The organism is Halomonas sp. JB37 (assembly GCF_002332255.1).
In the GTDB taxonomy this organism is placed as follows: domain Bacteria; phylum Pseudomonadota; class Gammaproteobacteria; order Pseudomonadales; family Halomonadaceae; genus Vreelandella; species Vreelandella casei.
On sequence record NZ_NRGW01000001.1, the window covers coordinates 2,073,735 to 2,094,872 of the forward strand.

Annotated in this window: 21 protein-coding genes and 3 pseudogenes; 17 read left to right on the forward strand and 7 right to left on the reverse strand. The window is 50.8% G+C overall.

Annotated features, from left to right (window positions below; genetic code table 11):
* Positions 1-122 precede the first annotated feature (122 nt).
* The 3 genes from CIK78_RS09610 (at position 123) to CIK78_RS09620 (ending at position 3,195) form a co-directional block, all read left to right on the forward strand.
* On the forward strand, positions 123-1,223 hold the full coding sequence (locus CIK78_RS09610) for a topoisomerase (protein ID WP_096279474.1): 1,101 nt from the start codon (positions 123-125) through the stop codon (positions 1,221-1,223).
* A gap of 348 nt (positions 1,224-1,571) precedes the next feature.
* Positions 1,572-2,725 (forward strand): IS3 family transposase gene (locus tag CIK78_RS09615; RefSeq protein WP_096277116.1). Its coding sequence is split into 2 segments (ribosomal slippage): positions 1,572-1,809 and positions 1,809-2,725, totalling 1,155 coding nucleotides; the frame shifts between segments, so codons are not numbered across the junction.
* A gap of 143 nt (positions 2,726-2,868) precedes the next feature.
* A complete protein-coding gene (locus tag CIK78_RS09620) occupies positions 2,869-3,195 on the forward strand; it encodes a hypothetical protein (protein ID WP_096279477.1) in 327 nt (108 codons plus the stop codon).
* A 439-nt stretch (positions 3,196-3,634) separates the two neighbouring features.
* Here the strand turns inward: CIK78_RS09620 and CIK78_RS09635 are convergent.
* A pseudogene (locus CIK78_RS09635) lies at positions 3,635-4,149 on the reverse strand (IS5 family transposase); the annotation flags it as partial.
* Positions 4,150-4,322: 173 nt separating this feature from the next.
* Between CIK78_RS09635 and CIK78_RS09640 the strand changes: the two are divergent.
* The 5 genes and pseudogenes from CIK78_RS09640 to rho all read left to right on the forward strand — a co-directional run bounded on the left by CIK78_RS09640 (position 4,323) and on the right by rho (position 10,091).
* A complete protein-coding gene (locus CIK78_RS09640) occupies positions 4,323-5,027 on the forward strand; it encodes a gluconate 2-dehydrogenase subunit 3 family protein (protein WP_096279483.1) in 705 nt (234 codons plus the stop codon).
* 2 nt (positions 5,028-5,029) lie between these two features.
* Complete coding sequence (locus tag CIK78_RS09645) at positions 5,030-6,802, forward strand: GMC family oxidoreductase (protein WP_096279486.1); 1,773 nt, start codon at positions 5,030-5,032, stop codon at positions 6,800-6,802.
* A gap of 11 nt (positions 6,803-6,813) precedes the next feature.
* Positions 6,814-8,130, forward strand: coding sequence for a cytochrome c (locus tag CIK78_RS09650; protein WP_096279488.1), 1,317 nt, complete (start codon positions 6,814-6,816; stop codon positions 8,128-8,130).
* A 142-nt stretch (positions 8,131-8,272) separates the two neighbouring features.
* A pseudogene (locus tag CIK78_RS18080) lies at positions 8,273-8,691 on the forward strand (IS5 family transposase); the annotation flags it as partial.
* A 446-nt stretch (positions 8,692-9,137) separates the two neighbouring features.
* A complete protein-coding gene (rho, locus tag CIK78_RS09670) occupies positions 9,138-10,091 on the forward strand; it encodes a transcription termination factor Rho (protein ID WP_096279494.1) in 954 nt (317 codons plus the stop codon).
* A gap of 55 nt (positions 10,092-10,146) precedes the next feature.
* On the opposite strand, the gene CIK78_RS09675 is transcribed toward rho, so the two are convergent.
* From CIK78_RS09675 to soxR, 3 genes are all read right to left on the reverse strand, one after another.
* The gene (locus CIK78_RS09675) at positions 10,147-11,334 is read right to left on the reverse strand and encodes a DEAD/DEAH box helicase (RefSeq protein WP_096279496.1); all 1,188 of its coding nucleotides are present in this window, start codon (positions 11,332-11,334) and stop codon (positions 10,147-10,149) included.
* A gap of 193 nt (positions 11,335-11,527) precedes the next feature.
* Positions 11,528-13,108 (reverse strand): mechanosensitive ion channel family protein, encoded by a 1,581-nt coding sequence (locus CIK78_RS09680; protein WP_096279498.1) that lies wholly within the window; start codon positions 13,106-13,108, stop codon positions 11,528-11,530.
* 130 nt (positions 13,109-13,238) lie between these two features.
* Positions 13,239-13,727 (reverse strand): redox-sensitive transcriptional activator SoxR, encoded by a 489-nt coding sequence (soxR, locus tag CIK78_RS09685; protein WP_096279500.1) that lies wholly within the window; start codon positions 13,725-13,727, stop codon positions 13,239-13,241.
* Positions 13,728-13,823: 96 nt separating this feature from the next.
* Between soxR and CIK78_RS09690 the strand changes: the two genes are divergently transcribed.
* From CIK78_RS09690 to CIK78_RS09720, 7 genes are all read left to right on the forward strand, one after another.
* Positions 13,824-14,249, forward strand: coding sequence for a VOC family protein (locus CIK78_RS09690; RefSeq protein ID WP_096279502.1), 426 nt, complete (start codon positions 13,824-13,826; stop codon positions 14,247-14,249).
* A gap of 116 nt (positions 14,250-14,365) precedes the next feature.
* The gene (locus tag CIK78_RS09695) at positions 14,366-14,788 is read left to right on the forward strand and encodes a VOC family protein (RefSeq protein ID WP_096279504.1); all 423 of its coding nucleotides are present in this window, start codon (positions 14,366-14,368) and stop codon (positions 14,786-14,788) included.
* Positions 14,789-14,834: 46 nt separating this feature from the next.
* Complete coding sequence (locus CIK78_RS09700; RefSeq protein ID WP_096279506.1) at positions 14,835-15,326, forward strand: class I SAM-dependent methyltransferase; 492 nt, start codon at positions 14,835-14,837, stop codon at positions 15,324-15,326.
* 135 nt (positions 15,327-15,461) lie between these two features.
* Positions 15,462-15,935, forward strand: a complete 474-nt coding sequence (locus CIK78_RS09705) for a L,D-transpeptidase family protein (protein ID WP_096279508.1) — start codon at positions 15,462-15,464, stop codon at positions 15,933-15,935.
* A gap of 23 nt (positions 15,936-15,958) precedes the next feature.
* A complete protein-coding gene (locus tag CIK78_RS09710) occupies positions 15,959-16,234 on the forward strand; it encodes an antibiotic biosynthesis monooxygenase (RefSeq protein ID WP_096282339.1) in 276 nt (91 codons plus the stop codon).
* Positions 16,235-16,451: 217 nt separating this feature from the next.
* Positions 16,452-16,874, forward strand: a complete 423-nt coding sequence (locus CIK78_RS09715; RefSeq protein WP_096282340.1) for a Replicative DNA helicase — start codon at positions 16,452-16,454, stop codon at positions 16,872-16,874.
* 93 nt (positions 16,875-16,967) lie between these two features.
* The gene (locus CIK78_RS09720; protein WP_096279510.1) at positions 16,968-17,447 is read left to right on the forward strand and encodes a DUF1456 family protein; all 480 of its coding nucleotides are present in this window, start codon (positions 16,968-16,970) and stop codon (positions 17,445-17,447) included.
* A gap of 80 nt (positions 17,448-17,527) precedes the next feature.
* Here CIK78_RS09720 and CIK78_RS09725 read toward each other — a convergent pair whose 3' ends face one another.
* Positions 17,528-18,271: a class I SAM-dependent methyltransferase gene (locus CIK78_RS09725; protein WP_096279512.1), complete on the reverse strand. Its 744-nt coding sequence runs from the start codon at positions 18,269-18,271 to the stop codon at positions 17,528-17,530.
* Positions 18,272-18,427: 156 nt separating this feature from the next.
* Here CIK78_RS09725 and CIK78_RS09730 point away from each other — a divergent pair, with 156 nt between their 5' ends.
* A complete protein-coding gene (locus CIK78_RS09730) occupies positions 18,428-18,757 on the forward strand; it encodes a DHCW motif cupin fold protein (protein ID WP_096279514.1) in 330 nt (109 codons plus the stop codon).
* 238 nt (positions 18,758-18,995) lie between these two features.
* Positions 18,996-19,595 carry an AraC family ligand binding domain-containing protein gene (locus tag CIK78_RS09735; protein ID WP_096279516.1) on the forward strand — a complete coding sequence of 200 codons (600 nt, stop codon included), beginning with the start codon at positions 18,996-18,998 and terminating at the stop codon, positions 19,593-19,595.
* On the opposite strand, the pseudogene CIK78_RS09740 reads toward CIK78_RS09735, so the two are convergent.
* Positions 19,560-19,973, reverse strand: a pseudogene (locus CIK78_RS09740) (LysE family transporter); the annotation flags it as partial. The gene CIK78_RS09735 and the pseudogene CIK78_RS09740 sit on opposite strands and share 36 nt — an antisense overlap.
* Positions 19,974-20,060: 87 nt before the next feature.
* The gene (locus CIK78_RS09745) at positions 20,061-20,981 is read right to left on the reverse strand and encodes a glutaminase (protein ID WP_096282341.1); all 921 of its coding nucleotides are present in this window, start codon (positions 20,979-20,981) and stop codon (positions 20,061-20,063) included.
* Positions 20,982-21,138: the final 157 nt, after the last annotated feature.

Below are 21,138 nucleotides of genomic sequence, written 5' to 3' on the forward strand. Positions count from 1 at the left end.
ATATAAAACAGATGTTTAGAGTTATTTTTGAATGCTGGATAATGTTAATAAATACGCGTGCATATTTAAGAATGTTATGTGGCGGGCTATATAATCACTGTTAGACGCAAAGGGAGGGATTAATGGCCAAACGGGACCCAAACAAGACTGCCCGAAACAAGCGAGTTGCAGAAATAAAATCTCAGCGGCGAATCCTGCAGCCACTCGTGTTTGAAGAAATGAAGGCAGCTTGCGGCGGAAAGTACACCGCAGAGGCTTCTCTGAACGCGTTTATAGGCAGTAAGACAGATGACTACATAAAACTGCACGATGACGTGATTCATACCCCGCTTGAATACAAAAGCAAGTGGCTCTCTGGTCTGAAGCGTTGTCGTTCCAAGGCTCTAAAAGCTGGAACGAACCATCGGCATGTTGTGATGTATGATCTTATCACCGGCGACCACCCAAACTTCAAAAAGTACGTTTCCCTATTTCTTGAAAGCTCCTTTTTGAAGCACTATGAGGAGCATTACAAGCAGAAGCCCAAGCTGGACGAAAGCGAATACTGGTTTGGGAACAACGATGATGAGTTTGGGCTTCTTGTTACGCCCCGCTTCGCCGCAGATCAGTGGGAAAACGACAACTCCGAGATTCGCCATTTCAAGAACCCGTATTGGACAATCGCTCATGTGATGGAGACGGGGTTCTGCTACATGGGTGAAAAACGTGTTCGAACGTTCACTACCATCGAAGACTATCTTCAGTTCTTCCGAGACATGGTACGCCGGACTAAATCGCAGTACCAGTTGGACGTCGCAAATCGATACATTGATTTCGTTAGTACGAGCGATGATCCGCTTTCGGTTCCACTTCTCATACCTGAGCTGAGATACGATCCTCACAAGAAAAAGCACCAGCACCGCCTCGACTACCTGATCGTTAATCCTTGGACCCATGAAAAATACGGGTTCGAATTTTCTCCTTGGTCGGCCCACGGTAAGCTAAAGGGTGCTGGTCGCAAAATGGCGGAATATGACAAGGATGCAAAGGAGAACTTTGAAAAGGAGATGAAGAAGCACAAGCGGTACTGGAGGAAATATGGTGTCTCCTACATCATCTATACAGACGAAGATCTTGCCAATATGGATGAGGTTTGGTCGGAAATGAAGGGGCATCTTGAGTCATCGAAGGAACCCGAGCAGTTGGAATTTGCTTTGCTGGGAGAGATTGATGGGGATGGGTGAGTTTGCGTCTAACAAATCGTTGCAGGTGACCTTTGACCCGCTGCCCATTTTTGCTGCTACAAAAACGGCCGGCGGATCAAACGCACCTGAACTCAGGCGTTATGCATCGTCAAACTGATCGCGGTGCGTCTTGCATTAAAAGGTAGGAAGAATTTCTGTGAAAATTTCGTTTCATTTTGATGCTGATGACGAATCATTAGGGTCTTACTATGGAGGCCCGATTCGGGAAGCGCTGATGAAAGCCATTCTCGAATCGCGTGTAATGGATCTACATTCAAAGATATTCTGAATCGCCCCAGGTTTCGTAGACACCTCCAGGCCTTATACTAAAGGTATCTAGGAGGAACCATGAGCCATCCCCGCTACACTGAAGAATTCAAAATCGAAGCCGTCAAACAGGTGGTAGAGCGCGGCCATCGCGTGGCCGAGGTCGCTGAGCGGCTAGGCGTGTCAGGGCACAGCTTGTACAACTGGATCAAGCGCTACGATAAGCCGGTAGAACAACGGCAAGAAGATGATGATCTCCAAGCTGAAAACCGTCGTTTGAAGGCCGAACTCAAACGCGTATCAGAAGAGCGAGACATATTAAAAAAGGCCACCGCGTACTTCGCCAGGGAGTCCGACTGAGGTACGCGTTTATTCAAAATTATGCGAGCCAATACGCGGTACGTCGCTTGTGTCAGATGATGGCCGTGCATCCCAGCGGTTACTACGCATGGTGTAAAAAAGCGCTCTCTAATCGAGCTCGGGAAGATGAGCGCCTACTGGGATTGATCAAGCACTCCTGGCTTGAAAGTGGCGGTGTATATGGCTATCGCAAGGTCTACCAGGACTTGCGTGAAGCTGGCGAAACTTGCGGGAAGCACCGTGTGGCGCGTCTTATGAGTAGGGAAGGTTTACGCTCTCAGACGGGCTATCGACGACGCCCTGGCGGCTATGGCGGTGGAAAAGCGGCTGTTGTATCCCCTAACCATTTAGCCCGTCAGTTTGAAGTAACAGCGCCAAATATTGCTTGGGTGACGGACATCACGTACATCCGCACTTACGAAGGCTGGCTTTACTTAGCGGTAGTTATCGACCTGTTTTCTCGTCAAGTGGTTGGCTGGTCGATGAAGTCTCGCATGACCACGGAGTTGGTACTGGATGCTTTGTTATCAGCAGTCTGGCGACGCAAGCCACAAGGAACGGTGATGGTGCATTCGGATCAAGGAAGCCAGTTTAGCAGTGGAGACTGGCAAAGCTTTCTGAAAGCGAATCACTTGGTAGGCAGCATGAGCCGACGTGGTAACTGTCATGACAACGCCGTTGCTGAAAGCTTCTTTCAACTTCTCAAGCGAGAGCGAATCAAGCGACAGATTTATTCAACACGCGAAGCGGCTAGATGTGACGTGTTCAATTACATTGAAATGTTTTACAACCCAAAGCGCCGACACGGCACAAGTGATAACTTGTCACCGGTTGAGTATGAAAGGCGTTACTTCAAGAGCCTAACGGGTGTCTAGAATATCCGGGGCGATTCACTAACAAGTTGCTCAAGCGGACGTAAAATAGTTGGCTGTCGTTCGTTCCTCACTATTTTAGCCAACTATTTTACGCCGCTTAGCAAAGCGTTAGCTATCACGAATAATTGTTGAAGGAAATAGAGATGCTTGAAAGCTCGCCAGATAACACCGAACAGCTCAGGTCGATCAATAAAAAGATCGTGGCCGACGGAGAAGAGCTTCCCGCCGTCACTCTCAAGGACGGGAGTAGGGTGCAAACAGGTACGGTCGCGACGATGCTTCGCAATGTCGCTTTGTACAACGCAGGCGAACGCGGAGAAGTAGAAGAACACTTGGAAGTGGCCGTTCCGACGTTGATTAAAGTCGGACTGTTTGAATTGTTTTCAGTTGATGAATGGATTAACGGGTCAAATGCTGGGCGTAGTTTCGTTGGCCAGCGCGCTAAAGAATACCTTGCCAAACAAAGCTAACAGATCGCTGCAGTTGACCACCCAAAGCGCTGCCGCGCTTCGGGTTCCCTCCGCGGCCTTCGGCCGCTCCGGCGGCAACTGAGCTAAGGCGTTAGAAGGCAACCCAACTTGAAGCCGTTACCGAACAGCGTTACTCCATACAAGAAAACCCCAGACTTTGATGAGCATACAATGCCTAAAGGGCTGCTGAACGAGCACCAAATCAAGGAGTTCTTATGAGGAAAAATTGTGGTGCTGGAGGGCAAGCTACAGTACACAATCAACGAGCCAGTAAAAGAAGTTATTATTCTTGATCCGGAAAATAGTGGTGTCGTAGAACTGACCATACGGCATGAGGTTAAGCCTTTAGGCAAGGTGCGGTTCTATGTTGAAGTTTATCAGTAGGTCGCCTTCTAACAAGTCGCTCAAGGTTCGCGCACTGGACAGCCTCAATCGTGCCCTGTTCACGGATACGCTCGCTGTCATAGCCTTTGTCAGCCACCAGCGCATCACCTGACGGCAAATCGTCAATTAATGCCTGGGCTTCTGTGCTGTCGTGTACCTCACCGCCCGTTATCCTGAAAGCATTGGGAAGTCCGTAAGCGTCGACGGCCAGATGAGGTTTGCTGGTGTTGCCTGCACGGCTTTTACCAATGACTTCTGTTTGCTCTGTGGCGGCCCTGTACTGTCCTGGTGTGCTTTAACATAAGAGCCATCAATGAACAGCCACTCAACATCAGGGTAATCCACCCATGTGCTGAAAACCGTCATCAGTGTTCCAGCCGCTGGCCAGGCGTTAAAGCGCTTATAGGCAGTATTCCAAGACCCAAACGCTTCGGGCAGGTTCCGCCACTGACAACCCGTGCGCATCCGGTAAAGAATACCTTCCACAGTGGGTCGCAGACTGGCCTTGTCATAGACACCGTGTTGAAGCAGGATAGGTTTTAGCTTCGACCAGTGTTCATCCGTGAGCATTTTCGGGACATCGCAGGCTCACAGTTTGTTGGTGTGGGAACCAACATTGTGCGATTTTGCCTTTATCCTGCCAAATTTTCTTCGCTCAAACGTCAACAGGTCCTAGACTTAATTAATTAGCCCGAGCTAACTATAAAAAACCGTGACTGAAAAAAGCATAAAGGAGCAGACCGTTGAGCCTAAACAATGAATCGCGTCGACGATTTATGAAGGGTGCGTTAACCAGCATTCCTGCCGTCACCCTGGGGAGTGGCATCTCACTCACCGTCTCCGCCAGCGAACCACCAGAACAGCTAAGTGACTATCAGCCAGTTTTTTTCGACGCAGACGAATGGGTTTTTCTGCTTGCGGCCTGTGACCGGTTGATTCCCAGCGACGGGCCTGGGCCCGGTGCCCTGGAAACCAATGTGCCCATCTTTATTGATAGGCAGATGGAAGGCAGCTTTGGTTATGCGGCTGATTGGTACATGAAAGGTCCCTTTCCTGACGATGTATTACCGCTGATGGGATATCAGTCGTCAATGCTCCCACGGGAGGTTTATCGGGCGGGGATTGCCGCAACGCTTGACTACTGCGTGCGCCAGTATGGCCAAAGGTTCTCAGCCCTGGATAACGCCACTCAGGAAGAGGTGTTACAGCAGCTTGAGCAGGAAGACATAACCTTCGACAACGTTAGTGCTCGCCAGTTTTTTGCCTTTTTGTTGCAAAATACCAAAGAGGGCTATTTTGCCGACCCAATCCATGGCGGCAACAAGCATATGGCCGCCTGGAAATTTATCGGCTTCCCAGGCGCCAGGGGCGCGTATCTGGAGTGGGTCGACCAACATAACGTCAAATATCCGTTAGGGCCGGTCAGCCTTACCGGCGAAAGGGGATAAGCATGGCAAAAATAAATCCACCGGTTGATGTTGTACTGGTTGGTCTTGGCTGGACCAATTCGATTATGGGCATGGAATTAACCGAGGAAGGCTTAAGCGTTTTGGCGCTTGAGCGCGGTGAAGACCGCGATACCGTACCGGACTTTTCCTATCCGAAAATGGCCGATGAGCTTACCTACGGCGTGCGCCTTAAACTGATGCAACAGCCGGCCAAAAGCACGCTGACGGTTCGTCATGGTCTTGGTGATATGGCTGTCCCTTACCGTACCCTGGGTTCATTCCTACCCGGTGATGGTGTTGGCGGCGCGGGCGTGCACTGGAACGGACATACTTGGCGGCCACAGCCTCAGGAATTGCGCCTTAAAAGCTACGTCGAGGAGAACTTCGGCGCCGATATCATTCCTGATGAAATGACCATTCAGGATTACGGCGTAAGCTACGAAGAGCTGGAGCCCTTTTTTGACTATTTCGAAAAAGTGGCGGGTATTTCTGGCAAGGCGGGTAACCTTAACGGCGAGCTTCAGGAAGGGGGCAACCCATTCGAGGGATGGCGCTCAAATGAATATCCCATGCCGCCGCTCGCGCGTACCCATAACGATACGCTGTTTGCTGACATGGCGCGTGATCAGGGACTGCATCCTTTTCCCTTGCCTGCCGGTAACGCTTCAGAAGCGTATACCAACCCCTATGGTATGCAGCTTGGGCCGTGTAATTTTTGTGGTTTCTGTGAACGTTATGGCTGCATGAACTACTCCAAGTCCTCGCCCCAGACCTGTATTCTGGGCGCACTGAAGCGGCGCGAAAATTTCTCTTACCAGGCCAATAGCGAAGTGCTACGGGTCGAGCTAGATAGCGATGGCAAAAAGGCCACCGGCGTGACCTATATCGATAGCGAGGGCGATGAGATATTTCAGCCGGCTGATCTGGTGGTGCTGGGTACGTTCTCGCTGAACAATGTACACCTGATGTTGATATCGGGTATTGGTACCCCTTATGACCCGGTAAGCGGCGAGGGTGTGGTCGGCAAGAACTACGCCTACCAGATGAACGGTGGCTCAACGCTCTACTTCAAGGATAAAGAGTTCAATCCCTTCATTGGTGCAGGTGCCAATGGCGAAATCATCAACGACTTCGGCGTTGAGCAGATCGACTTTGCCCAGGAAGGCTTCATTGGTGGCTCCTATATCAATGCCGCGATGACCAATGGGCAGCCGATTCGCAATATGCCGCTGCGCTCAGGTGCGCCAAGCTGGGGCGCTGGCTGGAAACAGGCCGTGCAGGAAACCTATGGTCACACCATGACGATTGGTTCTCACGGCAGCAACATGGCCTACCGCGACTGCTATCTGGATCTTGACCCCAACTATACCGATGACCATGGGCGACCGCTCATGCGCATGACGTTTGACTGGAAGGCAAACGATGTGCGCATGACCCAGTTCATGAAACAGAAGATCGACACGCTCTCCAAGGCGCTGGGGCCGGACGACTACAAGCTCTCGTTCAAGGATTTCGATTCGCATTATGATGTCCGGCCTTACCAGACGACCCATAACGTCGGTGGTGCGATCATGGGGTCCGACCCTTCCAGCAGTGCGCTGAATAGGTATCTGCAGAGCTGGGATGTCCACAACGTGTTTGTGATGGGGGCCAATGCTTTTCCCCAGAATCTTCAGTACAACCCCACGGGGCTTGTGGGCGCGCTGACCTATTGGGCTGCGAAAGCGATCCGCGAGCAGTACTTACCCAACCCCGGCCCGCTGGTTCAAGCATAAGGAGAGCGACCATGATGATACATCGACAATGGCGTCAGGGGTTGGCGGGCATTGGTCTTTTAAGCGCGGCGGCGCAAGGCATGGCATTTGATCAGACTGAGATAGAGCGCGGTGAGTACCTTTCCAGAGCGGGCGATTGTGTTGCCTGTCACACCGCTCCAGGTGGCGAGCCTTTTGCTGGCGGTCAGGCGATTGAAAGCCCTTTTGGGGAGATTTTCTCGACCAATATTACCCCTGACCCAGATACCGGAATTGGCAACTATACGCGCGATGAGTTTGCCGCTGCGCTGCGCGATGGCGTGCGTAATGATGGCAAAAAGCTTTATCCGGCCATGCCGTATCCTTCCTACTCGTTAATTATCGATGACGATATTGACGCCCTCTATGCCTACTTCATGGAAGGCGTTGCGCCGGTGTCGAATCAGCCGGAGAGTACGGATCTGAGCTTTCCGTTCAACCAGCGCTGGGGTATTGGGATTTGGAACTGGTTTTTCACATCCTCTGAACCGTTCACGCCCTCTAATGATCGAAGCGATGAGCTGAACCGGGGCGCTTACCTGGTGCAAGGGCTGGGGCACTGCGGCAGTTGTCATACACCGCGTGGGTTGTTCTTCCAGGAAAAGGCCATGAACGGCGAGGGCCGTGACTTCCTGAGAGGGGAAACGCTGGAAGGCTGGTACGCACCTAATCTGCGCGGTCGTGGTAATCAGCGCCATCCGCTTCAGCGCTGGAGCGAAGAGGATATCGTTGCCTATCTGGAGACAGGCCGAAATGATTATAGCGCCGTTGCCGGTGAGATGGCCCCGGTGGTTGCGTACAGTACATCGCATCTGGATGAGGCCGACCTCTATGCTATCGCGAGCTATCTCAAATCATTGCCCGCAGGAAAAGGCGACGAGGCGCCCTACGATGAACAGGCCGACGAACAGACCCAAGCGATGCTGACCCACGCCGATGTGGACGGTAATACCGGTGCTCGGCTCTATCTGGATAACTGCAACGCCTGCCACTTTGCCAATGGTAAAGGGGCATCGCAGGTGTTTCCGTCACTGGAGGGCAGTTCGCTGGTCAATGCCGAGGATCCCACCGGGATCATTCGCGTGATTCTATCCGGCGCTCGTATGCCTTCGACCGAGAAGCGTCCAGAAGCGCTGGCCATGCCCGATTTCGCCTGGCGGCTTTCTGATGATGAGGTAGCTGATGTGGCCAATTTCGTGCGTAATGCCTGGGGCAATGAAGGTGGTGAGGTAAGTGCTGGCCAAGTAGCCGGCGTGCGAGACAAACTGCCGGAAGACCGTCTCTCCAGCGAGCCTACCTATATTGATTAGCTGAATTAGCTAGGGCCTGTTGACGTTTGGGCGAAGAAGATTTGGTAGAGTAGAAGCAAGCTCGCAGAATAGAGGTTCCCGCACCAACAAACTGCGAGCCTGCGATGCCCTGACAAATGCTCACGGATGAACACTGGTCGAAGCGTTTGGGTCTTGGAATATTGTCTATAAGCGCTTTAACGCCTGGTCAGCGGCTGGAACACTGATGACGGTTTTCAGCACATTGGTGGATTACCCTGATGTTGAGTGGCTGTTCATTGATGGCTCTTATGTTAAAGCACACCAGGACAGTACAGGGCCGCCACAGAGCAAACAGAAGTCATTGGTAAAAGCCGTGCAGGCAACACCAGCAAACCTCATCTGGCCGTCGACGCTTACGGACTTCCCAATGCTTTCAGGATAACGGGCGGTGAGGTACACGACAGCACAGAAGCCCAGGCATTAATTGACGATTTGCCGTCAGGTGATGCGCTGGTGGCTGACAAAGGCTATGACAGCGAGCGTATCCGTGAACAGGTTGAGGCAAAGGGCATGGAGGCCGTGATTCCACGCAGGCGAAACTATGAAAGCATGGTGGCCTTTACCTTCTGCTAGTTCCTGAATTGCAGCCGCAGTTGTTTCATTTGGTTGGCGCGTTTTAAGCTCAAAGGGTATACCGCCATGATTGATGACGGCACGTGCAAAAAGCTTGAGTGCCTAAGATGGGCTTAATCCGAGATCATCACAGATGCTGGTAAATGCGACTTTTGTGTCATGATCTATGCGTGCGCTTAAGTATTTCGCTTTTCATGATAACTACTTCAGAATGTGTTGCAATGTCATAAATTGTAGCACTTGGTTGGATTGCCACATAACGGATCGTGTTATTCACGGATTTCGGCTGCTGCGACGCTCGCACGTTCGCGCTCATACGCTGGGCGTTATATATCGGCAAGAGGCCAATGTCATTTTCAAAGTGCTGCAGTTATTCTATAAATTCAGATTATTTAAGGCAATCCATCGATATTATGGCTAGAAAAACATTAGCTTTGAAGGCAAAAAAACAGATAGACGACAACCCCGCCGACGAAGTGGAAGATCAATTCCCTGATGATCCCGAACAACGTTTTTTAAATGGCGTCGCTATTCATCCTTCCCCACGCATTTATTTAGCGCCTGGCTCTCAAGAGCGCACTGTGCGGGCGATGGATTTAATTACGCCCATTGGGATGGGGCAACGAGGATTAATCGTGGCGCCGCCAGGCTCTGGCAAAACGACGATGTTAAAACATATCTGTCAGGCCGTTGCAGTGGCTCATCCTGACATAAAGCTGTATGCCTTGCTGATTGATGAGCGCCCTGAAGAAGTGACCGATTTTAAGCGCAGTGTGTCGGCAGAGGTTCATGCATCGTCTTCAGACGAAACCTATACACACCATGTGCGTATGGCAGATAAGCTCCTTGAGACGGCACGTAAGCAAGCGGGCGAGGGGCATGATGTGATGATTGTGATTGATTCTCTTACCAGACTCTCGCGCGTTCATAATGCCGAGCAGCGGGGCAATGGCCGTACGATGTCGGGTGGGCTGGATTCCCGCGCGATGGAAATACCCCGAAAGCTGTTTGGCGCCGCGCGAAAGATCGAAAACGGCGGGTCGCTCACGATTCTGGCCACCGTGCTGGTAGATACGGGAAGCCGTATGGATCAGGTGATTTTCGAGGAGTTCAAGGGCACGGGCAATATGGAACTCGTGTTATCTCGCGACGTGGCCAATCAACGGATTTTCCCGGCGATAGATATCGCCAAAAGCAGTACCCGTCGTGAAGAGCTTTTGATTGATGAAAAAGATATTGAAAAAGTACGCACATTGCGTAGAGGTTTGACAGCACTTAAGCCAATAGAAGGCGCGCAGAAGTTGCTTGCGCTATTGGAGAAATATCCGACTAATGCGGAGCTACTAGATGCGTTTACATCCGACTAACGAAGCTCACCTGTTGATCGCTTGAGAGGTGAGCTTCTTGGTTACGTATTAGCGATTACTTCTTTTTATAATTCAAGTTTGAAGCGGGCACGGCCTTTTTAACCGGGAAGCCTTCGACTTCCTTGCGCTCGATGATTGCGTTTAATCGCCTTTCAATGGCACACAAATTCTTGAAGTCACTGATATCGACCAACGATATAGCTTCACCCGAGGCGCCCGCACGACCGGTTCGGCCAATGCGGTGGATGTAATCTTCTGGCTGGAACGGTAAATCGTAATTCACCACACGGCTCAGTTCGTCAATATCCAGACCACGAGCGGCCACCCCGGTGGCAATCAAGTACTTGAGTTCGCCGGATTTGAACTGAGCCAAGACCTGCTCGCGCATGGCCTGGCTTCTGCCGCCGTGAATGGAGTCCGCGGTGATGCCGCGTTTTTCCAGTTGCGCCACCAGCTTGGCGGCATTGTGTTTTTTCTCGACAAAGATGAGCGCCTGATCCCACTTGTTCTCGTTGATCAAGTGACTCAACAGTGCGGACTTGGTGTCCTTATCTACCGTGATGAGCCATTGCTTGATGCTGGCGGCGGCGCGAACGTTGGGCGTAATGGAGATGTCCGCCGCCAGGTCGGTCATTTTGCTATCTGAAAAGCCGTAGGCCAGCGCCCGAACGTCGCCAGTCATGGTGGCTGAAAACAGCAGGTTCTGACGGTTTTCAGGCAGGCGGTCGATGATTTTTTTGATGTCATCGACAAAACCCATGTCGACCATTCTGTCCGCTTCGTCCAACACCAGGACTTTTAGCTCATCAAAGTGCAGCGCCCGCTGATGAGCCAAATCCAGCAATCGGCCCGGCGTGGCGACCAGAATATCCACCCCTGCGATTAGGCGCTCTTTTTGAGCTTCGGTGTCTACACCGCCATACATCGCCATGGACGTTAAGTGCGTGTGTTTAGCGTATTGAGCCACATTGGCTTCGACCTGAACTGCTAACTCACGCGTCGGTACTAGAATTAGCGCACGTATGCGTTTGCCGCGTAACGTTCCCGCGTTGCTGAATCGTTCTAGCAGCGGCAGAACAAAGGCCGCGGTTTTGCCTGTTCCCGTTTGTGCGGTGGCGATTAAGTCTTGACCCGAGAGAATGACAGGAATCGCTTGTTCCTGGATGGGCGTTGGCGTTGTGTAGCCTAGTTCGGTAATCGCTTGAACAAGCGGACTGGATAAGCCTAGTTTTGCAAATGACATAAGGAGCTCTGACAGATTGTCGTAAGGTGTGTCGAAAATAAAAGATGATGCAGTATAGCGTAAAAGGGTAATACGCCATTATTCATGAGCTATTCAGCATGCGCTTGATCTCTTTCAGGCTAACGCCGCTGTATTCAGCTACCGCCATCGACAATCAAAGGGCGCTATACGCATGTGCCGGATAGCCTGAGATCTACTCCCGCAGTGAGTTCTTATTCAATAAATCGGTTCCATCAACATTCTCAGCAATTTCCTGATCTACCTTTTCCATAAGCTTCTCGTCAGGCCGTGCATCCAGCACTTCATCGGCATCCTGGCCGCGCAGTACCTCCTTGGCGCGTGCTTTGGCTTGTCGTTTCTCTCTTTCGTCAAGCGCATTGGGCCCCATGGCTATTTGGGAATCATGCGTGGGAGAGGTCAGCGTCATATCAGAGGTGAGCGAATCTGCGCTTTGGATCTGAAAGCGTTCCAATGCTTGCTCAAGCTTGGAATTAAAACGTAAGCGATAGATCGGTTCTGGTAGGCTGAACCCTTGATCTTCTAGGGCGTGTTTGGTTTCACGAATGGCAATACTGCGGGCTTTACCAAAGTCCGTTTTTGACTGATCTACCCACATTTGAAATTCCAATATGATGTTGGAGTCGCCCACGTGAGTGATGATGGCAATGGCCTTGGGTTCGGCTAAAACAAAGTCTAATGTCTGAACGGCATCAAGGCCTACCTTGATGGCCGCTAGCGGGTCGTCATTGGCATCAACCCCTAGCTCAAACGTGAAGCGGCGCTCTGGATTCTGGGTGTAATTGAGAATAATGCCTTTGAATACATCCGCGTTAGGTATACGTAGCTGGTTACCATCCAGGGTCATGAGAATCGTGGCGCGGGAGGTCAGGCGCACCACAATGCCTTCTTTATCATTGATGACCACGTGGTCCCGCGCTTGAAAAGGTTGGCGAATGCTGAGCATCAAGGATGCAATGTAATTTTCAATGGTATCTTTCACGGCGAAACCAATGGCGATACCGATCACCCCCGCACCGCCCAGCAGCGTACCTATAATTGTCTCAGCCCCTATCAGGCTTAACGCCAGTATCAGCCCCAAGATAATAAAAATAACTTTGATAGTTTGTGCCAACAACTCTGCCACGAATGGGTTAGGCGTTAATCGTTGCCAGAGTTTTTGGCGTCTAGACAGCCAGGCGCCAAACCACGCGACTAACCCAAACAGTAAGAAAGCGACCACTAATAAGGGCAGGGCCTTGAACAGATTTCGGCCTTTGGTCCTTAAACCTTGATAGGCGGTCGAGACATTATCCTGCACGTCCAAGGTACGGTTGATCTGATCATCTACCGTTACTACATCAGTCAGCCGATTGGCTAAATTGATGGCTTGCTGGGCTTTTCTTTCATTGGCCGTTTCACCTGCCAGGATGACCACGCCTTGGGCGACGCTAACCTCAATCGCTCCCAGTCCCTCAATTTCAGAAAAAATTCCGCTTATGCGCTGGCGAATCTCATTGTCTTTGAGCGGTGAAGGTGTGGTTTCGATCTGCGCATTGTTAGTGCCCTCACTGCTGATAGTAGCAGGCGCTGGGAGGGCTGCGGGGGCAGCGGCACCAGTATCGCCTTGTTCTACATTATTGGACGCCCGAGCCGTTGTTGCATCCCCGGCTGCCGCGTCAGCAGAGAATCCATAGGCAATGCTTAACAGAAGCAATAATAGACAACAGACGCGCAAAGACCGACGTGCACTTGAAGAGGTAAAAAAAGCGGCCATAACCATCCTTGTCATTGTATGGTGAGAAAACTGAGCAACCACTCATTATCCAAGATTAGCACCATCTGCATTCGCACACTGATTGATCAACGTGGTTTTATCGAGGCGCACGTTAGCGGCAAGTGCTGGCCTATGAGCTGGCGTTGGTTTGTTGATGAGCGTTGCCTCCGGCCCGCTCTTCCGCCTGATCCAAAAGTACCGGCCCGCTACCCACTTTCGCCAATTGATCATCCGGGTTATACAGCGGGCAGTTGGTCATGCTCAGGCAACCGCAGCCGATACAGCCGCTCAGGTTATTACGCAGTGTTTGTAGATACGCAATACGGCCATCCAGCATGCGCTGCCAGCGTTTTGAAAGCTGTTGCCAGTCTTCCATCGTGGGCGTGCGGTTATTCGGCAGCGATTCAAAGGCCTGTTTAATCTCTTCAAGGCTCACGCCGACTTTCTGCGCGGCTTTGATCACAGAAATGCGTCTAAGCACCTCGGATTTATAGCGGCGCTGGTTTCCTGCATTGCGAGAACTGTGGATCAACCCTTGCTGCTCGTAAAAATGCAGGGCACTGACGTTGATTCCGCAGCGCTTGGCCACTTTGCCAACACTCCAATTTGCCTCCGCCATGCTCGCTCCCGCTTTTGTTCATGTTCAAAAAAAGCTTTACCTCAATATGGGTTGAGGTTTTAACCTCTTATTGTAAATCAAACAAGGAGAACGCTTATGTACTTAGAGCACGTTAACCTGGTCGTTGCGAATATGGATGCCATGCTGGACTTTTACCGCGCCGCTTTCCCACACTGGCAGATACGCGATGAGGGCCAAGGCGAGTGGTACGGCAAGCCGCGTAAATGGGTGCACTTCGGTGACGATAGACATTACCTAGCATTAAGCGACCATGGCGAAGGAACGAATCGCGATTTGACGGGGCATAGCGTCGGCTTAGCGCATTTTGCCTACGTGACCGATAACCTGGATGCTGCGGTTGCCCGGTTAAATAACGCGGGTTTTGCCATTGCCAAACCCGGCGCGACAGAGCCGTTTCGCAAAAACGTTTATTTTGTCGACCCGGCGGGTTTTGAAGTCGAGTTTGTGGAGTACCAGAGTGACATCCCGGCGGAGCGCAATTTAAATCGTGATGCGTTGTAGGCAATTGCGCGGAGTGACGGTGACGCTTGAGTCCGTGACGAAACTTTTGGCTCGGCATTGTTAAAGCCTAGCGCCGTAATACTTATTGAATTATCTAGATCGCTTTGGAGTTTTCGATGGCAAAAGATATTGGCTTTACCCACATTGCATTATCAGCGAGTAACTTGGATAGCAGCATTGCGTTTTATCAGCGCTACGCCAACATGTCAGTCATGCACGAGCGAATCGATGAGGAAGCCGGCAAACGCGTTGTCTGGTTGTCAGATAAAACGCGTCCATTTGTCCTCGTTCTCGTCCAAAATAGCCAGCCGGTTCCTATTTTAGGGCCTTTTGCTCATTTGGGTGTGGGGTGTGAAAGTCGACGCGCAGTGGATGACCTATGCGACCGTGCTAGGCATGAAGGTATTTTATCCAAAGAAGCGACTGATTCAGGCGATCCGGTTGGCTATTGGGCATTTATCAATGACCCTGATGGTCATATTCTAGAGATCTCCTATGGACAAGAAATTGGTTTAGCAGTGGAAGCCTCGGAAGCTTAACTTTTAGCCATGTGTTTACTAATAGCCGGCTGGACAGGAAGCGCCCATGACCCAGTACCTCACAGAGAGTGGCATGGGTGAACGGTATGACCACTATCGCCCCAAAATCCATCAGGCTGTCGTTCAAAAAATGCACCAGCACGTGCAGGACAGGCACTTTGAGCGCGTGGTTGATGTGGCGTGTGGCACTGGTGATTCTACTATACTATTACTTGAACTTGGTCAGGACGTCATGGGAATTGATTCATCTGACGAGATGCTGGCCATAGCACGAAAGCGCGGGCTATGTGTAAGAAGGGCCGACTATACCGAGCTTTCGAAGCAGGGTCGTTTTGACCTTATCTCGACGTGTATGGCCTTTCACTGGCTTGATGGCGCTCAGGCGATTGCCGCTTATAGAGCCGCCTCTAATCGTGGGGCTATCTGGCTTATCTATAATTTTGCCTTCGCGGGCCATACTAGTTCTGATGAGTTTATTGACTGGCTTCATAACGAGTATTGGAAGCGCTACCTATCACCGCCGCGTAATCGGTTTTAAGACATTACCCTGAACCGATTATCGAGCAGGGCATACAGCATCAGTATGCGTTGCGGCTGTACATCGCGTTTTAGCGGTAGCACCGCCTAAACGATCTCCCGTACACTCCAGGGCTTTTATCTACTGGCTTATACGATGAATAAACTAGCATGGCTGCTGCTGTTTCTAGTGACTCCGGTTCTGGCGGATGTCGATCTGGTAAAAGTAGATAAATCAGAAAACCGTATGTATCTCCTGGATGGGGAGAACGTAGTTAGAGAGTTTCGCGTTGCGTTTGGCGGCAACCCGCAGGGCCATAAGGTGCAGGAGGGCGACCAGCGAACGCCTGAAGGTCACTACACGCTGGACTACAAGAAAGAGGACTCCGCGGCTTATCGTTCCATGCATGTGAGTTACCCCAATGAAGCAGATATAGCGCATGCCGAAAGCCTCGGCGTATCGCCAGGTGGTTTTATCATGGTGCACGGCCAGTTTAACTGGTTGGGGTGGCTGGCGCCCATTGCTCAACGCTTCAACTGGACCAATGGCTGCATTGCCTTGAGCAACTCGGAAATGGATGAGTTCATGGAGCTGGTTAAGGTGGGTACGCCCATTCACATTGAATGGTAACGCTGTATAAAGGGAAGACCTCAGTGCCAAAAGTAACCTTGAAAGGTTTTATAGCCGTCCCTGACAGCGATCTGGAAGCCGTGAAAACCGGGCTTGTCGATCACCGCGCGCTCACCCTTGAAGAACCAGGCTGCATGACGTTCGAGGTTGCTCAGAATAGCGCCGACCCTTGCCGTTTTGATGTCTATGAAGAGTTTGTCGACCGTGCCGCCTTTGAGCGACATCAGCAGCGTGTAGCAAACTCCGATTGGGGACAGCTAACCCGAAACGTGACGCGTCATTACGAGGTGTTTGAATAGGCTTTATCGTAAGGTTTGTGCTTTTTAGGGATTCGTTTAAAAAGTTGTCGTCGTCATCGGCAGAGCGTGGCATGGGCATCACTCTGGAAAAAGACTTCAATGCGTTGCTTCATGGGTATAATGCGAGCCATCGCCAATGGCCGTAGTGTTGGCGCGCAATGGATCGTATCGGCGAGTTAATCAGTCGATTCACATTTTACTGTTGAAGGTAGCTGACGTGATTAATACTAAAATTTACAAGTCTGTCTATGAGTTGGCTGAGAAGCTAATGAAGGCGGCTGACAAAGAAGATCGAGAGGCTTTTGAGTCACTCTATGCAGAGTTGAAGGCTATTTGCACTGATAACGAAAATACCGATAAAGATCACCCTGAACAGTGGGAAACGCTGGCTGACTTTACCGAGGAGTTAGACGATGCGCTGTGTGTCTATGACAAAGCGCTAGAGAAAGCGGTCGCTATTAATTCGAAAGACCACATGTCATCCATCGGTTTTTCAATGGCGACATTGCAAGTTGAGCTAGGTCAAAAAGACGCGGCTATCAAGAATCTTCAAGCGGCAAAATTGAATGCGAATAAGATTGAAGATAATGATTTGAAAGAAGAAATAGATAAACTGCTGGCAACGCTAACGGCTGCATAAACGTTACGTTGTCATCTGTAGGTTGCTGATGTTAAGCACAGCCTTATACGATAAAGGGCTGGGCTGATTTCCCTAAGACTAGGAGCTGTAATTTTGACCAATAATGATATTTTGCGCCGTATACGGTACGCCTTTGATTTTAAAGATAGCACTATGATTAAAATCTTCGCCCTGGCAGATTTTGAGGCCAGCGAAGAGCAAGTGTCTTCTTGGTTGAAAAAGGAAGAAGATGAGGCCTTTCTCAATATGAGAGCCAAAGAGTTAGCCGCATTTCTCAATGGTTTTATTAGCTTTAAACGTGGTAAGCGTGATGGTCCGCAACCCAAATTAGAAGATCATTTGAATAATAATATGGTGTTTCAGAAGCTGAGAATTGCGTTGAATTTACAAGCAGATGATATTGCTGCTATTTTTGAGCTGGCAGATTTCAGTTTAAGTAATCACGAGCTAAGCGCATTTTTCCGCAAGCCCAGTCATAAGAACTATCGCGAGTGCAAGGATCAAGTGCTACGCAATTTTTTACTCGGCATTCAGCGTCAGCAGCGGCCTAATCAGAGTGACGTCGAGGCCTGAGTTTATAAAAGTCAGCTTGCTGTATTACACAAAGAGGCAGGGCGACGTGTGCCTGCCTCTCTGCCACTTAAGTTTGAACGTTAAACTTTGACGCAGACGAAAATCACATTTCCTGCGTTTTCGTCCCAAGGGGTAATAGTCTCGTAGTTATGTTCAAAGACGTGAACGTCAAAGTATGGCTTCAACAGCGCTAATAATGTTGCAAAGTTGAACGCCACCATCGGATGCTCATCGTTCCATTGCTGAGACTCTGCCCCGCTGATTTTTTCAATGCTGAGCCGAAGCGATTGTTGCTCCCCTTGGCCTGCGTAGTGCCACCCAGAACGAAACGTGAACACATCGCCTTCATGTTTGGCAGTGTGCTTAACAAATAAATCGTTATTAATTTTGTCTTTATCAACCGCATTAAAATAAAAAACGCCGCCCGTTTTTAAGGCGCGGTGGGCGTGAGCAATACACGCTGTTAGCTTTTCAATCCCATCGTTGTAATGAATCGAATATAAAAAACACGTTATTAAGTCCTGAGATTCATCAACCGTGAAATCGCTCATATCCTGCAGCGTGAAATCTGCTTCTGGGCAGCGCTTGGCGGCGATATCCAGCATGGGTTGATTGATATCAAGGCCGCTGCTGGTGTAGCCCGCATCAATAAAATGGCGTACATGTGGGCCGGTGCCACAGGCTAAATCCAGATGGCACGTACCGCCGTTGCCGAAAATCTGATGAAGTCTACGAATGGCGTTGCTTTGTGCTTGGTAGTCGATATCCACGCACATCAAGTCGTAGTAGCCAGAAAGGTCGGTATAGAGCGCGTTGACAGACATGGTCGCCTAGTGGTGGTCGATGGGGTGGATGGCGCATAGTAAACGAGCGCGTGGAGTTTGAGAAGGAAGTACCGCTTCATGCCAGCGGTGGCTCATTCTGAGGTGATAGTATGCACCGATAGAAACGTAATATTTCGTGCTTCTAGAGGATCAGCGATGAACATTAAAGACCTACCTTTTGGGATTACTGACTGGGCTGAGATTGAGAAGACCGAGCATTCAGGTGAGCAAGGAGTGGCTTACTGGCGCACCCAGCACTTTGGCGATATGCGGGTACGTATGGTCGAGTATAGCCCCGGCTATTTGGCCGACCACTGGTGTGTAAAGGGCCACATATTGCTTTGCTTGGAAGGCGAGCTCCACACCGAATTAGCAGATGGCCGCCAGTTCGTACTCAGCCCCGGCATGAGCTACCAGGTCGCTGACAATGCGGAGCCTCATCGCTCCTCTACCCAGCAGGGCGCCAAGCTATTCATTGTAGATTAAGCTATCTGTACCTAGACGGCACTCACCATTAGGCCTGCGCGGATAGCTAACCCTTTGGCGTCGTTGCCATGGTGATCGGCGTTTTTAAGCGCTTGAATGGTTCGCCACATAGCATAGCCGAGCAAACCCTATGCAATAATGAGAGCAGAACATGAGTACACTTTCGTCATCGACACTTACACCCAATACGATGTTCTCCAGTACTGGCTCGTCACCTAGATTCTGGCGCGATGCTCGCATGCCTTATGTGGAACTACGTCATATTAGTGATGCGCGGCAAATTTGCTATGCCCCTCACAGCCATTCGCATTGGTCGCTCGGGGCCGTTACCGCAGGGCGTAGCACGTTTTGCTATCGTGACGCATCTTACCGGATTCAAGCGGGCGACATGGTTATGATGAACCCCCACTGGGTGCACGCCTGTAATCCTATTGAGAGCCAGCCATGGGCCTATTTGATGCTCTATATCGACGCCGAATGGTTGAGCCAGCTGCGTTATCAACTAGGTTTACTCGACGCGCCTGAATGGCAAGACATATCGACGGCCGTGGTGACTCAGCCAAATCTCTATGCAGAGTATTGCGATATGGCAGCATGCTTACTGGATGATCAGCGAGCTATTGGCGATAAGCAAATGGTGCTGAGGGAGTGCCTATCTCTGATGATGCAGGCGCTTGCCCAAGATCCCCCTGTGATATTGCCTCAAGTGTCTTGTGAACTGGAAAAAATCGCTGCCTACTTGCGTGTAAATTTCGCCACTGACATCTCGCTTGAACGCTTATGCCAGCAGTCTGGCTATAACGCTGGTATAGGCGGCAATGCCAGCGGCAGATGCTAGCCATGCTTTGGGGTTGAGCCACTGCATCACGGCGCCCGTAATAAAGCCCGGAGCATTATCGGCGCTTCTTTCCTGCAAGCGGCCATCGTGCTGTAACAGTTGATAGCTGAGATAAAGTAAAAACAGCAAGCCTGCCCAACGTAAAAATGCTTCCAGCAGTGGCAGCACATTCAAAAGTGAATAAAGCCCTGCACCGATACATAAAAACAGTGCAATAAACCCCAGCGTAGCGCCTGTCACAAAATTCAGCCCTTGAGCGATGGGGTAGTGCGTGCCGCTGCTCAGGCAAACGATATTCACCGGCCCTGGTGAAATAGAAGCAGCAAGTGCAAAGGCCGACATGGGTAGCATTATAGGTAGCAGTAGTGACGTGCTCATTGTCATCCTCCTTAAGGAAAGCAAGGAGTTTGCAATGGCAGCCACGACTTCGTATTGAACAAAATTGAGGTGGCTTATTAAACGGTGTTAGTGCCCAAACACCGACCAGCCGGTACGTTGCACAAACATCTCCAACGCTTGGCTACCTAGCAGACTATTGCCGAAGGAATCTAATCCCGGTGACCAAACCGCAATAGAGCCATGCCCTGGGGCGATAGCCAGTATCCCGCCGCCCACGCCACTTTTACCGGGGAGCCCAACACGAAAAGCGAACTCGCCAGAGGCATCGTAGTGCCCGCACATCATCATTAGCGAGTTAATACGCCGTGCTCTTTGGGGGGCTACCACACGAATGCCGCTGGGCTTATTTATGCCATCTGATGCCAAAAATAGGCCAGCATGAGCGAGCTGTTCACAGCTCATGGCGATAGCACACTGGTGAAAGTAAGTACCCAGCACCTTATCAACATCGTGGCGCAGGTGGCCAAACGCTTTCATAAAGTGTGCCAGTGATGCATTGCGATCGCGGTGCGCCATCTCGGAAGCAGCCACTGCGTGGTCAAAGCAGATGCTGTCGTCATCGGCGATATAGCGCACGAAATTGAGAATTTCGGCCAATGTTTCTTTGGGTTCATGGCCCATCATGATGGCATCGACAACTGCGATAGCGCCGGCATTGATAAACGGATTACGCGGTTTACCGCTCTCGTGCTCAAGCTGAACAATCGAGTTGAAAGGGTCGCCTGACGGTTCGCGGCCGACTTTTTTCCATAACGCATCGCCCATCTGCCCAAGGGCAATGGTCAGCGTAAATACTTTCGAGATACTCTGAATAGAGAACGGTGTGGTTGCGCAACCTGCCGAGTACACGTTGCCGTCCACGGTGGCGAGTGAGATGGCAAACTTCTTCGGGTCAACGTGGCCAAGCTCGGGAATATAGTCTGCCACTTTGCCACGCTCTTCTGCGTTCGCCATGGCTGTCGCAATATCATTGATCAAGTCTTGCATGGGCGTATTGTGTACCGTCATTTGAGGCGGGGCCACACCCTAGCGGAAAAGTGTGAGGATGTCTTTAGCTTCACTATAACGCTAATGACAGCTTCATCCGAGTGTAGGTACTGAGCAAGATTCGGGTCGGCAAACGCAGTCAGGTCGCTTAGGCTGC